Origin of the sequence: Methylorubrum sp. POS3, assembly GCF_043352485.1 — a bacterium.
GTDB classification, from domain to species: Bacteria; Pseudomonadota; Alphaproteobacteria; order Rhizobiales; family Beijerinckiaceae; genus Methylobacterium; species Methylobacterium suomiense.
The window spans coordinates 954660-968073 of the sequence record NZ_JAPRBT010000001.1 but is presented as its reverse complement, the minus strand read 5'-3'; the positions used below and the strand labels follow the sequence as shown (position 1 = coordinate 968073).

Here is a 13414-nt window from a genome sequence, read left to right as displayed (position 1 = left end):
GCGGCCGGCTCCGTAGCATGAGCGGCCCGCGCTTGTTTGACAGTTTCGTGACGGCGGCGGCCGGACTGACCGGCGCGGCCTATTCCGCCTCGCGTCGCGCCTCCTCGGCGAAGATCGTCATGGCTGCGCCGAGATTGCGGGCCTTGATGCGGGGGCCGTTGACGTAGCTCAGATGGATCAGCGTCTCGCCGAGCAACGCCTTGAACCCCGGCGTCAGCGGCGCGGGCAGGCAGCGCGAGAACGGCGCGTAGGCCGCGTCCGAGAAGCGTTTCTGCGCATCCGCATCCCCGGTCAGGCGCTTGCCGACCACGCGAGGTGGACCCCGCATGCCGCCATCGGGGGCCAGCAGGAACTGGAAGGCGATCAGCGAGCCTTCGGTTCCTTTCGGGACCGTCCAGCATCGCACGAACAGGTTCCGCAGGTCGGACCAATTGTCGATGCCGCCGGGCGGCACACCCCCCGGAGCCGCTCGCGCGGTTGCCGGCCCGAAGGCCAGGAGCGCGAGCAGCAGGTGCGCCGCACGCCGCATCACGGCCCGTCCTCCTCCATCGCGGGCTCGCCGCCGATCCGGTCCAGTACGGCGAGCGCGAGCGGCTTCGAGATGCGGCGCCGACGGCCGAGGGCGTCGCGATCGAGCTCGGCCACCACCTCGCGGGCGCGGGCCAGCGAACGGTCGATGCGAAGCGCCAGGGCCTCGACCACGGACAGATCGACCACGAGCTGACGATCGACGAACAGCTTGACGATCACCGCCTTGAGCAGCGCGTCGTCCGGCGGACCGATCTCGGCACCCGGTGCGAGCCGCAGGCGCGAGCGCAGATCCGCGACCTTGAGTCCGAAGCCGTCCACGGGCCCGGAGGCGGTGAGGAGCACGGGGAAGCGCCGCTCGCGGGCCAGATTGAGCAGGTGGAACAGGGCGGCCTCGTCGCGGCCCTCCGCCCGGTCCACGTCCTCGACCACCAGGGCGCCGTTGGAGATCAGGTGGGCCACGTCGCCGCTCCCGACCGACGCGGCGGTCACGGTCCAGGCCTGGGCCCGGCTCGCCCAGATCGAGGCGAGATGACTCTTGCCGCTGCCCGGTGGGCCCTTGAGCAGGAACACAGTGTCCGGCCAGTCCGGCCACGCCTCGATCAGGCCGTAGGCCTCCTCGTTCGAGGGGCTGACCAGAAAATCCTCCGCGCCGTAGCGCGGGTCGAGCGGCAGGTCGAAGGTCAGCTGCTTCGGGGGGGCGGTATCGCGCATGGGGACAGCATATAGCGCGCCGGGCCGCACGCCGAGTGACGGACCTGTCAATCGCGGATCGGCAGACGGGCGGCCTCGGTCTCGCCGATCAGCACCGGCCCGTCGCCGCGATAGAGACGGCTCTCCAGGTAACGCTCGATGCCGAAGCGGACGAGCACGCCGAGGGAGGCGGCGACCGGCACGGCGAGCAGCAGGCCGAGGAAGCCGAACAGCGAGCCGAAGGCGAGCAGCGCGAACATCAGCCAGACCGGATGCAGGCCGACCGAGTCGCCGACGAGCTTCGGCGAGATGACGTTGCCCTCGAGGAATTGGCCGATGACGAACACGCCGACGGTCAGCCCGATATGCAGCCAGTCGCCGGTCGGCCACCATTGCGCCAGGGCGACGCCGACCGACAGCATGAAGCCGGTGAGCGTGCCGACATAGGGGATGAAGGTGAGGAAGCCCGAGATCATCCCGATCAGGACGCCGAAGTTCAGCCCGACGAAGAACAGGCCGATGGCGTAGAACGAGCCGAGGATCAGGCAGACGAGGCTCTGCCCGCGCACGAAGCCGGTCACGGCGCCGTCGATCTCGCCGGCGAGCCGTCGCACCGTCGGGCGGTGGCGCGGCGGCACCCAGCGGTCCAGCGCTGCGATCATCCGATCCCAGTCGTGCAGCAGGTAGAAGGCGACGACCGGCGTGACGACGAGGAGCGAGGCGATCGAGACCAGAGCTTGGCTGCCGGTCCAGAGCGACTTGAGGAAGGCGAGGAACCATGTCCCGCCCTGGCCGACCAGCGTGCCGACGGAGGATTGCAGCTCGCCCACCACCTCCTTGCCGCCGAGCCGCTCCAGCAGCGGCCCGGCCCTCTCGACCAGGATCGATTGCAGCCGCGAGACGGTGCCCGGCAGGGTGTTGACGAGGGCCGCGATCTGTCCCGCGGCGAGCGGCACCACGAGGATGAGCAGCACCACGAAGCCGACGACGAAACCCGCCAGGATGATGAGCGTGGCGGCGAGCCGCCCGAGGCCGAGCCGCTCCAGCCGATCGGCGAGGGGATCGAGCAGGTAGGCGAGCGCGAGCCCCGCCACGAAGGGCAGCATCACCTCGCGCAGCTCGTAGAGCAGGAAGATGAGGACCGCGAGAATCGAAAGCCCGATGATGGCCCGTGCGCGCATCGAGGCTCCCTACGTCTCGTCGCCGTGGCAGAAGTGTGGGAAGCGTGGCCCTGTGGGTCAAGGCGCCGCGTCCTGGCCACATCCGGTCGATGTCGGATCCGGTGCAGGATGCTGTGCCCGAATGCGGTGCTTTGCGCGCGCGGTAGTGGCCATTCGCGCCGCGATGTGGCAGCGCATGTCCATGAATCGTGGATGTGCGACGGGACGGCGATGACGGCGCAGGACGGGAACGGGCTCACCTACGCGCAGGCCGGCGTCGATATCGACGCGGGCAACGCGCTCGTGGAGACCATCAAGCCGCTGGTGCGCGCCACGCGCCGGCCGGGGGCGGATGCGGAGATCGGCGGCTTCGGCGGCCTGTTCGATCTCAAGGCCGCGGGCTTCAAGGATCCGATCCTGGTCGCCGCCAATGACGGCGTCGGCACCAAGGTGAAGATCGCCATCGAGACCGGGCGACACGCCACGATCGGCATCGACCTCGTGGCGATGTGCGTCAACGACATCATCGTCCAGGGCGCCGAGCCGCTGTTCTTCCTCGACTATTACGCCACCGGCAAGCTCGTTCCGGGCGTCGGCGCCGACATCGTGCGCGGCATCGCCGAGGGCTGCCGACAGGCGGGCTGCGCACTGATCGGCGGTGAGACCGCTGAGATGCCGGGCCTCTACGACGGCTCCGATTACGACCTCGCCGGCTTCTCGGTGGGCGCGGCCGAGCGCGGCACGCTGCTGCCGCGGCCGGGCATCCTGCCGGGTGATGCGGTGCTGGGACTGCCGTCGTCCGGCGTCCATTCCAACGGTTTCTCGCTGGTGCGCCGGATCGTAGCCAGGACCGGCCTCTCCTACGATGCCGACGCGCCGTTCGCGCCGGGCCGCTCGCTGGGAGAGGCTCTGCTGGAGCCGACGCGGATCTACGTGAAGCCGCTGCTGGCCGCCCTGAAGCGCGCGGGCGGCATCCGCGCCCTCGCTCACATCACCGGCGGCGGCTTCCCCGACAACCTGCCCCGCGTCCTGCCCGAGGGCGTCGGCATCGAGGTCGATCTGTCCGCGATCTCCGTGCCGCCGGTTTTCGGCTGGCTGGCACGAGAGGGGGGCGTCGCCGAGCCGGAGATGCTGCGGACCTTCAATTGCGGGATCGGCATGGTGGTGGTCGCCGCCGCCGATGCGGCCGATGCCGTCGCCGCCGCGCTCGCGGAAGCCGGCGAGGCGCCGGTGCGTCTCGGACGGATCACCGAGCGGGGGGCGGAGCCGGTGACGTTCACGGGGCGGTTGGCGCTGTAGCCGCGCAAGGCCGCCTGCTCCCATCCACTCACCTCGTCCTGAGGTGCCGTAGCGAAGCGGAGGCCTCGAAGGAGGGCTCCAAGAGTCCCGCGATTCCTGGATCCCGCCGTTGAGGCCGCTGACGCGGCACCTCAGGATGAGGGGGAATGATGGGATGACCGGAGATTGCCCGGAACGCCCATGTCCGCCCAAACCCAGAACACACGGAAACGCGTCGCGATCCTGATCTCCGGCCGCGGCTCCAACATGGTCTCGTTGATCGAGGCGGCCCGCGCTTCGGACTACCCGGCCGAGATCGTGCTCGTCCTGTCGAACCGCCCCGATGCCGCCGGTCTCGACCGTGCCCGGGAAGCCGGCATCCCGGCGCGTGCCATCGACCACAAGGCCTATCCCGATCGCGCGGGTTTCGATGCCGCCCTGCAACGGGAGCTGGAGGCTGCCGGCATCGAGCTGATCGTGCTTGCGGGCTTCATGCGCATCCTCACCGACGCCTTCGTCGAGTCTTGGGCCGGGCGGATGATCAACATCCACCCCTCGCTGCTGCCGCTGTTCAAGGGCACGCATACGCACGAGCGCGCCCTCGAAGCCGGCGTGCGGCTCCATGGCTGCACCGTCCACTACGTCGTGCCGGAGCTCGATGCCGGGCCGATCGTCGCCCAGGCGGCGGTGCCGGTTCTGCCCGGCGACGACGCGGACACGCTGGCCGCCCGCGTCATCGTGCAGGAACACCGGCTCTACCCGGCGGCGCTCGCCCTGATCGCGGGGGGAGGGGCTGTTCTGGATGGCGGCCGTGTGCGCCTCGCGGAGGCCGCGCGCGACGCGAGCGCTGCGCTGCTCTCGCTCTGACGACGCCACTCCCACCAGGGCCCTCATCCTGAGTTGCCGCGCAGCGGCCTCGAAGGGGGGCTCCAGGGATCGCATCGCGAGCTGGAGCCCTCCTTCGAGGCTGAGCTGACGCTCATCACCTTAGGATGAGGGGGTGTGAAGGGAGATGTCCTAGAAAAAGATCGGCCGCGCGCTCGCGTTGTGCTCCACGAGCACCGCGCCGCTCGCCGGGTCGACCTCCTTGAGCACCGCGTCGTAGCCCCATAGGTCGGCGAGGTGCTGGAGCACGCGCCGTGCGTCCTCCTTTTGCAGGGTGATGCGGTTGAGCGCCTTGTGGTGGAGGATGAGCTTGCGGTCGCCCTCCAGATCGACGTCCACCACCTCGATATCGGGATCGAGCCACGCCACGTCGTATTGCCGGGCGAAGGAGCGGCGCATCTTGCGGTAGCCGCGCTCGTCGTGGATCGCCTCGACCCGCATCTCCGGCTCGTCGGGGTCGTCCACCACGTGGAACAAGCGCATGTCGCGCATGAGCTTGGGCGAGAGGAATTGCGCGATGAAGCTCTCGTCGCGGTAATTCTCCCAGCAATCGCGCAGCACCGACATGGCATCGCCCGTGCCGGCGATGTCGGGGAACCAGTCGCGATCCTCGTCCGACGGGTTCTCCACGATGCGGGCGATGTCCTGCATCATCGCGAAGCCCAACGCATACGGATTGTGGCCGCCGAAGGAGCGGTCGTCGAAGTTCGGCTGACGGATGACGTTGGTGTGCGAGGTCAGGAACTCGAGATAGGCCGCCTCGCTGAGCTGCCCCTTCTGCGAGAGCGCGTTCATGATCCGGTAGTGGCAATAGGTGGCGCAGCCCTCGTTCATGACCTTGGTCTGGCGCTGCGGGTAGAAATACTGTGCCACCAGCCGAACGATCCGCAGGATCTCGCGCTGCCACGGCCGCAGGCGCGGGGCGACCTTCTCCAGGAAATAGAGGATGTTCTCCTGCGGCAGCTCGAGCAGCGCCTTGCGCCGCTCCAGGGCCGGGTCGCCCTTGGCCGCGCCGGTCTTGGCCGGCAGCGTGCGCCAGAGGTCGTTGTAGATCTGCTCGCCGTGCTCCTCGCGCTCGCGCTCGCGGCGCTGCTCGCTGGCGAGGTCCGGGCGCTTCTTGCGGGGATAGCGGTGGACGCCCTGGCTCATCAGGGCATGCGCGGCGTCGAGCACCTGCTCGACGGCCCCGTGGCCGTAGCGCTCCTCGCAACGGGCGATGTAGCTCTTGGCGAAATCGAGATAGTCGAGGATGCCCTCGGCGTCGGTCCACTGCTTGAACAAGTAGTTGTTCTTGAAGAAGTGGTTATGGCCGAAGGCGGCGTGCGCGATCACCAGCGTCTGCATCGTCGCCGTGTTCTCCTCCATGACGTAGGAGATGCACGGATCGGAGTTGATGACGATCTCGTAGGCGAGCCCCATCAGGCCGCGCCGGTAGCTCGCCTCCTGCTGGGCGAAGTGCTTGCCGAATGACCAGTGCTTGTAGAACAGCGGCATGCCGATCGAGGCATAGGCGTCGAGCATCTGCTCGGCGGTGATGATCTCGATCTGGTTCGGATACCAGGACAGGCCGAGTTCCGGTCCCGCCACCGCTTCGCAGGCGTCGTGGATGCGCCGGATGGTGTGGAAGTCCCAGTCATTGCCGGTGAACAGCAGCTCGCCCGGCTGAGGGGCGGCGGATTTCGTGCGGCTCAGGCTCGCGACCATGTCGGCCCTTTCCTCGACGCGTTCGTCCCTCCCCGCAAGGGGAGGGGACATAGCTCACGCTTCCGCCTTCGCGTCCTTGCGGCCGAACAGTTCGCGGAAGACAGGGTAGATGTCGCGGCGGTGATTCACCTTCCGCATGGCGAGCGGCTCGCCCGCCTTGGCCAGGGCCTCGTAGGTCCGCCACAGGGTGGTGCGGTGCTCGACGAAGCCGGCGCGCGGGCCGTTCTCGTCGCCGACCTCGAGATAGGCGAAGTGCTGGCAGGCCGGCAGGATGTGGGCCCGCAGCAATTCCGTCGAGGTCGGCCCGTCGGAGGAGACGTTGTCGCCGTCCGAAGCTTGGGCGGCGTAGATGTTCCAGTCGTCCGGCGAGTAGCGCTCGGCCACGATCCGCTTCATCTCCACCAGGGCAGAGGAGACCAGGGTGCCGCCCGTCTCGCGGGAGCCGAAGAACGTCTCCTCGTCCACCTCCGTCGCCCGGTCGGTGTGGCGGATGAAGACGATCTCGACATGCTTGTAGCGGCGCGTCAGGAAGATGTGCAGCAGGATGTAGAACCGCTTCGCCAGATCCTTCATGTGCTCGGTCATCGAGCCCGAGACATCCATCAGGCAGAACATGACGGCCTGGGCGATCGGCTTCGGATAGGGCTCGAAGCGGCGGAACCGCAGGTCGATCGGATCGACGTAGGGGATGCGCTTGGAGCGCTCGCGCAAGGCCTCCAGCTTCACCAGCAGATCGGGCAGGGCCGGATCGCCCGTTTCGCGGGCCTTCGCGACCTCTTCCTCCAGGGCGGTGACTTCTTCGAGCTTCGGCCGCTTGAGGGCGATGCGCCGGGACATCGAATTGCGCAGGGTGCGCGAGAGCGCCAAGTTCGCGGGCGACCCGGAGACGGTGTAGCCGGCCCGGCGCAGTCCCTCCGTCTCGACGATGGCGAGACGCCGCTTGGCGAGATCGGGCAGTTCGAGATCCTCGAGGAAGAGGTCGAGGAACTCCTCCCGCGTCAGCACGAAGTGGAAGGCATCCTCGCTGTTCTCCGACCCGTCGCCGCCTTCCCCCGCGCCGCCGCCCCCTCCGCCGCCGCCGGGCGGACGCTCGATGCGGTCGCCCTCCACGTAGGTCTTGTTGCCCGGCAGGATGTAGTCCTGATGGCCCGTGCCGGGCTGGCGCGAGAAGCGCGGTTCGCGCACGCCGTCGCCCGGCACGGTGATGCGCCCGTCCTTCCCGAGATCCTTGATATCCTTCTCGCGGGCGGATTCGCGCACCGCCCGCTGGGCGACGTCCTTCACCCGGCGCAGGAAGCGCTGGCGGTTCGGGAGGCTCTTTCCGCCTGGATTGAGCCGACGATCGACGATGTGCATCCGGTGTCGCTCAGCGCCTGGTGTCACGTCCCTGGTTCAAGGACAAAGGTGCGGGAGTGCGGCGGATGCGTGAGATGGGGCGGCCCGCCTCACCCCGCCTGTTTCACCCGCATGTACCATTCCACGAGACGCCGAACCTGACGCTCGGTGTAGCCCCGGTCGGTCATCCGGTCGACGAACTCGCCGTGCTTCTTCTCGGTCTCGCTGTCCTTCTTGGAGCCGAAGGAGATGACGGGCAGCAGCTCCTCGACCTGGGAGAACATCCGCCGCTCGATCACCTCGCGCAGCTTTTCGTAGGAGGTCCACGACGGGTTCCGGCCGCCGTGCTGCGCCCTGGAGCGCAGAGCGAACTTCACCACCTCGTTCCGGAAATCCTTCGGATTGGCGATTCCGGCGGGCTTCTCGATCTTGGTCAGCTCTTGGTTCAGGAGTTCGCGGTTGAGCAGCTGCCCGGTTTCCGCGTCCTTGAAATCCTGATCCTCGATCCAGGCGTCGGCGTAGTCGATGTAGCGATCGAACAGGTTCTGGCCGTAATCGTGATACGATTCGAGATAGGCCTTCTGGATCTCGTGACCGATGAACTCGGCGTAGCGCGGGGCGAGTTCCGTCTTGATGAACTCCATGTACCGCTTCTCGGTTTCCGGCGGCAGCTGTTCGCGCCGGATTGCCTGCTCCAGCACGTACATGAGATGCACCGGATCGGCCGAGACCTCGGTGGTGTCGTGGTTGAAGGTCGCGGCCAGCACCTTGAAGGCGAAGCGGGTCGAGATCCCGTCCATGCCCTCGTCGACACCGCCCGTGTCCTTGTATTCCTGCATCGAACGGGCGCGGGGATCGACCTCGCGGAGCGACTCCCCGTCATAGACGCGCATCTTCGAGAACAGGTTGGAATTGGCGTGCTCCCGCAGACGCGAGAGAACGGAGAAGCGCGCCAGCATTTCCAGCGTCCCAGGGGCGCAGGCCGCCTGCGACAGTTCGGAGCTCGAGATCAGCTTCTCGTAGATGCGCTGCTCCTCCGTGACGCGAAGGCAGTAGGGCACCTTGATGACGTAGATCCGGTCGATGAAGGCTTCGTTGTTCTTGTTGGTCTTGAACGATTGCCATTCGGCCTCGTTCGAGTGGGCCAGGATCACGCCGGTGAAGGGGATCGCGCCGATATTCTCGGTGCCGACATAGTTGCCCTCCTGCGTCGCCGTGAGCAGCGGGTGGAGCATCTTGATCGGCGCCTTGAACATCTCGACGAATTCGAGAACGCCCTGGTTCGCCCGGTTGAGGCCGCCCGAATAGGAATAGGCATCGGGATCGGCCTGGGAGAGGGTCTCGAGGCGCCGGATGTCGACCTTGCCGACGAGGGACGAGATGTCCTGATTGTTCTCGTCGCCCGGCTCGGTCTTGGCGATGGCGATCTGGCGCAGGCGCGAGGGCCGCACCTTGATCACCTTGAAGCGGGAGATGTCGCCGTCGAACTCGTCGAGCCGCTTGAGGGCCCAAGGGCTCATCAGGCCGGTGAGGCGGCGGCGCGGAATGCCGAAGCGTTCCTCGATCTCGCGGCCCATGACCTCGGGATCGAACAGACCGAGCGGGCTCTCGAAGACGGGCGAGACCTCGTCGCCGGCCTTGAGCACGTAGACCGGATGGACCTCCATCAGGGCCTTGAGGCGCTCCGCGAGGGAGGATTTGCCGCCGCCGACGGGGCCCAGCAGGTAGAGGATCTGCTTGCGCTCCTCCAACCCTTGGGCGGCGTGGCGGAAGAACGAGACGATCCGCTCGATCGTCTCCTCCATCCCGTAGAACTCGGAGAAGGCCGGGTAGACCCGGATCGTGCGGTTCATGAACACGCGGCCGAGGCGCGCGTCCTTGGCGGTGTCCACCATCTCCGGCTTGCCGATCGCATCGAGGATGCGCTCGGCGGCGGAGGCATACATCAGCGGATTGTCGCGGCACGCCTCGAGATATTCGGAGAGGGTCATCTCCGTGTCGCGGCGCGCTTCGTAGCCGCGCGCGAAGCTCTGGAACAGGTCGTTCGTCGAGTGCAGCGGCATTCGAACACCCCCTTCAGGCTGATGACAGCTTCATCCTGTCTCGCCTCGGATGCAACTGACATTGCGGGTTTTGTCGCAGCGCGAATATGCGTAGAGGCCAGCGTCGCAAACGGGTCACACTCTAACCCAGGCTACGAGTTAGCAGCCGACGAGCCTGTCCGTGATCGCCGCCGGCACCCCTCAAACCATGCCTGTCGGGCCGGCGGAGACCGCCGGCTTTTCGCGCTGCAGCATGCGCCACGTCACGGGACGTGGGCAGGATCACCTCACAGGTCGGTGGTGTCCTTCTTGTCCTTGGCCTTGTCGTCGCCCTTGCTGGATTCGACGGTGATGCGGATATCCCGCTTCTCGATCTCGCCGTCGGAGTTCTTGACCTCGACCACGACCGTATCGGGGCCGGTATAGCCAGCATTCGCCTGGTAGAAGATCGCCTGGGCCTCGGCGTCCTTGTTCGGACAACGGTACTTGGCCGGGGTCTTCAGCTTGCCGCCCTTGGTGATGAGCGAGCCGAATTTCGGTGGCGTCGTCACGCGAATCTCCGGCATGGGCCCGGTCGAGCAATCCTTCTTGAGGTTCGGCACGATCACGAGGCGGGCCCCCTTGCCGGCCTGGACCGTCTCGCTGCGGGTCACGGTGGTCTGCGCCGCGGCGGCTCCGGCAAGGCCGAGCGATGCCACGAGCACGAGGGCTCGGGTCGCGGCCGGAGCCGGGCGGAGGGCGGAGATCGTCGCAATCATCGGCGTTTCCTCGTCGTCGCGCCGCGCCCGATCCGGCATGCGGGGAATCCGGCCCGATGCGGGCGCAGGTTTGCATCGGCAAGGGCGCATGTGGGAATGGAAGCCGCTTGCGTCGAGGCTCCTCACGCAAAGGTTCGGGTGGAGCCGGCTCAGTGCTGGATCGCGGCGGCGACGGCACCCGCCACGCGGGCGATCTGGGCCGCGCTCAATTCCCCCGCCAGCGTCTGGGACAGCACGGCCTCGATCCGGGCGCGCTCGCCGAGGTCGGCTCCGGGCATCGCGGGTATGTCAGCGTCGGACAAATCGCAGGCCCGGCGAATCGTTTCCGCAGCCTTGAGAAGGGCTTCCCGGTCGGCCGGACCCATTTCCCAAAGGGGCGCCCGCAAGCGACTGATGACGCGGCGGGCGTCGCGATAGTCCCGGTCGACAGTGGTCGAGGCTTCGATCTGGCTGACGAGGAACATCAGCTCCAGCACCTCGTTGGCGGCCTCCGGGCAAGCGCGCACGATCCGCATCATGCGGGCGATCAGTTCCTGGGTCGGCGACATCCGGGCGCGTGGGGGCATGGCGCCTCAACGTCCCTGTGCCGATAAAGTTCGCGCAACATTGGCCGCGCGGACACAAAACCGCGAGATTCGGCAATAACTTGCGCACAAGGGAGTTGATCCGGGCGCCAGCCGCCTCGTTTCGAGCGCACGGGCTGGAATGGTAAGGCCTACGCCTCCGGAATCCGGCGATGTCTTGGATCGTTGTAGCGCACCCGCACCTGCCATCCGCCCACGTCGAGTCGCGCAGCCTTTCGACGAACCGGATCCGCTTCGTCGCAATGCGCCCTAGACGGCCTCGTGCGGCTCCGGATCGGCTTGGTCGAGGTCGGCCAGCAGCGCCCGGCAGGAGCGCAATTCCGACAGGACCGCCTCCAACGTGGCCCGGCCGGACACCAAGCCCACCGTAGCATCCTCGTCGCGATCCTGGGGCAGGGGCGGGCCGGGCTCGGCCTCGCCCCGGCCGATCGCTTGGACGAAGCGGACGCCGTGCTCCTTCAGGATGCGCTGCGCCCCCCGGATGGTGTAGCCCTGCCCATGCAGGATCCGGCGCACACCCTTGAGGAGATCGACGTCGTCGGGCCGGTAATAGCGCCGTCCGCCCGCCCGCTTGAGCGGCCGAATCTGGCTGAACCGGCTCTCCCAGAAGCGCAGGACATGCTGGGGTACGCCGAGTTCCTCGGAGACCTCCGTGATGGTCCGGAAGGCGCCGGGACGCTTCTCGGTGCGGTCGTCCTCGGATGCGAGCGGAAGCCCCATGGGCGGATCCCTGTGACGGCCTGGATCGAATGGAGTGCGGGATCGCGTCGGCAGCGGCGCCCGCGCGAACCACCGGGCTTCAACGAAGGGGTCAATCCTCGTCGGTGTCGTGACCGTTGACGGTCCCGCCATTGATGCGTGCCTTGAGCACGTTCGAAGGCTTGAACACCATGACCTGGCGCGGCTCGATCTCGACCTCGACGCCGGTCTTCGGATTGCGGCCGATCCGCTTGCCCTTCGAGCGAACGACGAAGGAACCGAAAGAGGAGAGTTTCACCGTCTCGCCCTGCGACAGACAGGTGCAGATCTCCGACAACACCGTCTCGACCAGCGCCGCCGATTCGGAGCGGGAGAGGCCGACCTGCTGGTAGACGGCCTCGCTCAGATCGGCGCGTGTGACCGTCCTTCCCGCCATGCGCTCCCCTCCCGGCCGTGTTTCGGCCTAACGCGTATCTCTATGATCGGACACGCTAATCGGCGAGTCGCCCAGGGTCAACCGAACCTTCGTCTTGACAGCGCTCGATCGCGCGAAGCGATCATGCCGTGTTCTGTCCCGCCCCCCGCCGGCGGCCGTATCCGCCGCCTCGGACGGTTCACTCCGCGAGACGCCTCGGCCAAAGCCGAGGCTCACCCCATCATGCGGTCTTGGCCGCGCTCTACGTGCCCGGCGATCCGGACATCTTGCCGGATCGACCGTGCGCCCCCGCCGAACCGCCCGCTCTACCAGCGGATCAGCGCCGCGCCCCAGGTGAACCCGCCGCCGATCGCCTCGATCATCACGAGGTCGCCCTGTTGGATGCGTCCATCGCGGCGGGCGGCAGCCAGCGCCAGGGGAATCGAGGCGGCCGAGGTGTTGCCGTGGCGATCGACCGTCAGGACCACCTTCTCGCGGGCGATGCCGAGCTTGTCGGCGGAGGCCTCGATGATCCGGCGGTTGGCCTGATGCGGCACGAACCACGTCAGATCGTCCGCCGTGGTGCCGGAGGCGCGGAACGCCTCCTCGATCACGTCGGTGACGGAGCCCACCGCGAAGCGGAACACCTCGCGGCCTTCCATGCGCAGCTTGCCCGTGGTGCCGGTCGAGCCCGGACCGCCATCGACGTAGAGCTTGGCGCGGTGGCGGCCGTCCGAGCGCAGGCAACTGGTGAGGACGCCCCGGTCGGACGCGTCGTTCTCGCGCGCTTCCAGAACGATCGCCCCGGCGCCATCGCCGAACAGAACGCAGGTGGTCCGGTCTTCCCAGTCCAGAAGGCGCGAGAAGGTCTCGGCCCCGATGACCAGCGCGCGCTTGGCCCCACCGGTGGAGAGGAAGCGATCGGCGGTGGCGACCGCGTAGACGAAACCGGCGCAGACGGCCTGGAGATCGAAGGCGAAGCCGCCCTCGATCCCGAGCGCTGCCTGGATCTGGGTCGCGGTCGAAGGGAAGGTGTGGTCGGGCGTCGAGGTGGCGCACAGCACGAGATCGATGTCGGCCGGCGACAGGCCGGCCTCGTCGAGGGCGGCCTGAGCCGCGCGGGTGCCCAGCACCGAGGTGGTCTCGTCGGGGCCGGCGATGTGGCGCTGGCGAATGCCGGTGCGCTGGACGATCCACTCGTCCGAGGTCTCGATCCCCCGCTCGGCGAGGGCCGCGTTGGTGACCACGTTCTCGGGCAGGTATGCACCGCACCCGACCACGACGGAGCGCAGAAGCGCCATCGGATCCGTCCCTTCCTCAATCTCGACGGCTC

General features: G+C 67.8%; 13 protein-coding genes. 2 read left to right on the top strand and 11 right to left on the bottom strand.

The genetic code is table 11. From position 1 onward, the window contains the following. Positions 1–79 precede the first annotated feature (79 nt). From OWC43_RS04570 to OWC43_RS04560, 3 genes are read right to left on the bottom strand one after another with little or no spacing between them, the layout of a single operon-like run. On the bottom strand, positions 80–529 hold the full coding sequence (locus tag OWC43_RS04570) for a hypothetical protein (RefSeq protein ID WP_393955865.1): 450 nt from the start codon (positions 527–529) through the stop codon (positions 80–82). After that, complete coding sequence (locus OWC43_RS04565) at positions 529–1242, bottom strand: hypothetical protein (protein WP_393955864.1); 714 nt, start codon at positions 1240–1242, stop codon at positions 529–531. Before OWC43_RS04565 ends, OWC43_RS04570 begins: the two co-directional genes overlap by 1 nt. Positions 1243–1289: 47 nt before the next feature. Continuing rightward, complete coding sequence (locus OWC43_RS04560; RefSeq protein ID WP_393955863.1) at positions 1290–2402, bottom strand: AI-2E family transporter; 1113 nt, start codon at positions 2400–2402, stop codon at positions 1290–1292. Positions 2403–2612: 210 nt separating this feature from the next. Here OWC43_RS04560 and purM point away from each other — a divergent pair, with 210 nt between their 5' ends. Both purM and purN read left to right on the top strand, forming a co-directional pair. Beyond that, a complete protein-coding gene (gene purM, locus OWC43_RS04555) occupies positions 2613–3680 on the top strand; it encodes a phosphoribosylformylglycinamidine cyclo-ligase (RefSeq protein ID WP_393958491.1) in 1068 nt (355 codons plus the stop codon). A gap of 180 nt (positions 3681–3860) precedes the next feature. Next, the gene (purN, locus tag OWC43_RS04550; protein ID WP_393955862.1) at positions 3861–4526 is read left to right on the top strand and encodes a phosphoribosylglycinamide formyltransferase; all 666 of its coding nucleotides are present in this window, start codon (positions 3861–3863) and stop codon (positions 4524–4526) included. A 150-nt stretch (positions 4527–4676) separates the two neighbouring features. Here purN and OWC43_RS04545 read toward each other — a convergent pair whose 3' ends face one another. From OWC43_RS04545 to OWC43_RS04510, 8 genes are all read right to left on the bottom strand, one after another. Beyond that, positions 4677–6248: a SpoVR family protein gene (locus OWC43_RS04545; protein ID WP_393955861.1), complete on the bottom strand. Its 1572-nt coding sequence runs from the start codon at positions 6246–6248 to the stop codon at positions 4677–4679. A gap of 54 nt (positions 6249–6302) precedes the next feature. Further along, the gene (locus OWC43_RS04540; protein ID WP_393955860.1) at positions 6303–7604 is read right to left on the bottom strand and encodes a YeaH/YhbH family protein; all 1302 of its coding nucleotides are present in this window, start codon (positions 7602–7604) and stop codon (positions 6303–6305) included. Positions 7605–7693: 89 nt separating this feature from the next. Further along, complete coding sequence (locus OWC43_RS04535; protein WP_137828802.1) at positions 7694–9646, bottom strand: PrkA family serine protein kinase; 1953 nt, start codon at positions 9644–9646, stop codon at positions 7694–7696. A 266-nt stretch (positions 9647–9912) separates the two neighbouring features. Continuing rightward, positions 9913–10383 (bottom strand): 4-aminobutyrate aminotransferase, encoded by a 471-nt coding sequence (locus tag OWC43_RS04530; protein ID WP_393958490.1) that lies wholly within the window; start codon positions 10381–10383, stop codon positions 9913–9915. 149 nt (positions 10384–10532) lie between these two features. Continuing rightward, a complete protein-coding gene (locus OWC43_RS04525; RefSeq protein WP_393958489.1) occupies positions 10533–10931 on the bottom strand; it encodes a hypothetical protein in 399 nt (132 codons plus the stop codon). Between the two features lie 285 nt (positions 10932–11216). Then, the gene (locus OWC43_RS04520) at positions 11217–11687 is read right to left on the bottom strand and encodes a MerR family transcriptional regulator (RefSeq protein ID WP_393955859.1); all 471 of its coding nucleotides are present in this window, start codon (positions 11685–11687) and stop codon (positions 11217–11219) included. A gap of 91 nt (positions 11688–11778) precedes the next feature. After that, positions 11779–12102, bottom strand: a complete 324-nt coding sequence (locus OWC43_RS04515; protein ID WP_137828800.1) for an integration host factor subunit alpha — start codon at positions 12100–12102, stop codon at positions 11779–11781. Positions 12103–12407: 305 nt separating this feature from the next. Next, entirely contained in the window at positions 12408–13382 is a 975-nt protein-coding gene (locus OWC43_RS04510; protein WP_137828799.1) for a beta-ketoacyl-ACP synthase III, read from the bottom strand. Positions 13383–13414 lie beyond the last annotated feature (32 nt).

Coding starts and splice junctions, on each gene's coding strand:
- OWC43_RS04570 (WP_393955865.1), bottom strand. CDS start 529: ATGCGGCGTGCGGCGCACCTGCTGCTCGCGCTCCTGGCCTTCGGGCCG.
- OWC43_RS04565 (WP_393955864.1), bottom strand. CDS start 1,242: ATGCGCGATACCGCCCCCCCGAAGCAGCTGACCTTCGACCTGCCGCTC.
- OWC43_RS04560 (WP_393955863.1), bottom strand. CDS start 2,402: ATGCGCGCACGGGCCATCATCGGGCTTTCGATTCTCGCGGTCCTCATC.
- purM (WP_393958491.1), top strand. CDS start 2,613: ATGACGGCGCAGGACGGGAACGGGCTCACCTACGCGCAGGCCGGCGTC.
- purN (WP_393955862.1), top strand. CDS start 3,861: ATGTCCGCCCAAACCCAGAACACACGGAAACGCGTCGCGATCCTGATC.
- OWC43_RS04545 (WP_393955861.1), bottom strand. CDS start 6,248: ATGGTCGCGAGCCTGAGCCGCACGAAATCCGCCGCCCCTCAGCCGGGC.
- OWC43_RS04540 (WP_393955860.1), bottom strand. CDS start 7,604: ATGCACATCGTCGATCGTCGGCTCAATCCAGGCGGAAAGAGCCTCCCG.
- OWC43_RS04535 (WP_137828802.1), bottom strand. CDS start 9,646: ATGCCGCTGCACTCGACGAACGACCTGTTCCAGAGCTTCGCGCGCGGC.
- OWC43_RS04530 (WP_393958490.1), bottom strand. CDS start 10,383: ATGATTGCGACGATCTCCGCCCTCCGCCCGGCTCCGGCCGCGACCCGA.
- OWC43_RS04525 (WP_393958489.1), bottom strand. CDS start 10,931: ATGTCGCCGACCCAGGAACTGATCGCCCGCATGATGCGGATCGTGCGC.
- OWC43_RS04520 (WP_393955859.1), bottom strand. CDS start 11,687: ATGGGGCTTCCGCTCGCATCCGAGGACGACCGCACCGAGAAGCGTCCC.
- OWC43_RS04515 (WP_137828800.1), bottom strand. CDS start 12,102: ATGGCGGGAAGGACGGTCACACGCGCCGATCTGAGCGAGGCCGTCTAC.
- OWC43_RS04510 (WP_137828799.1), bottom strand. CDS start 13,382: ATGGCGCTTCTGCGCTCCGTCGTGGTCGGGTGCGGTGCATACCTGCCC.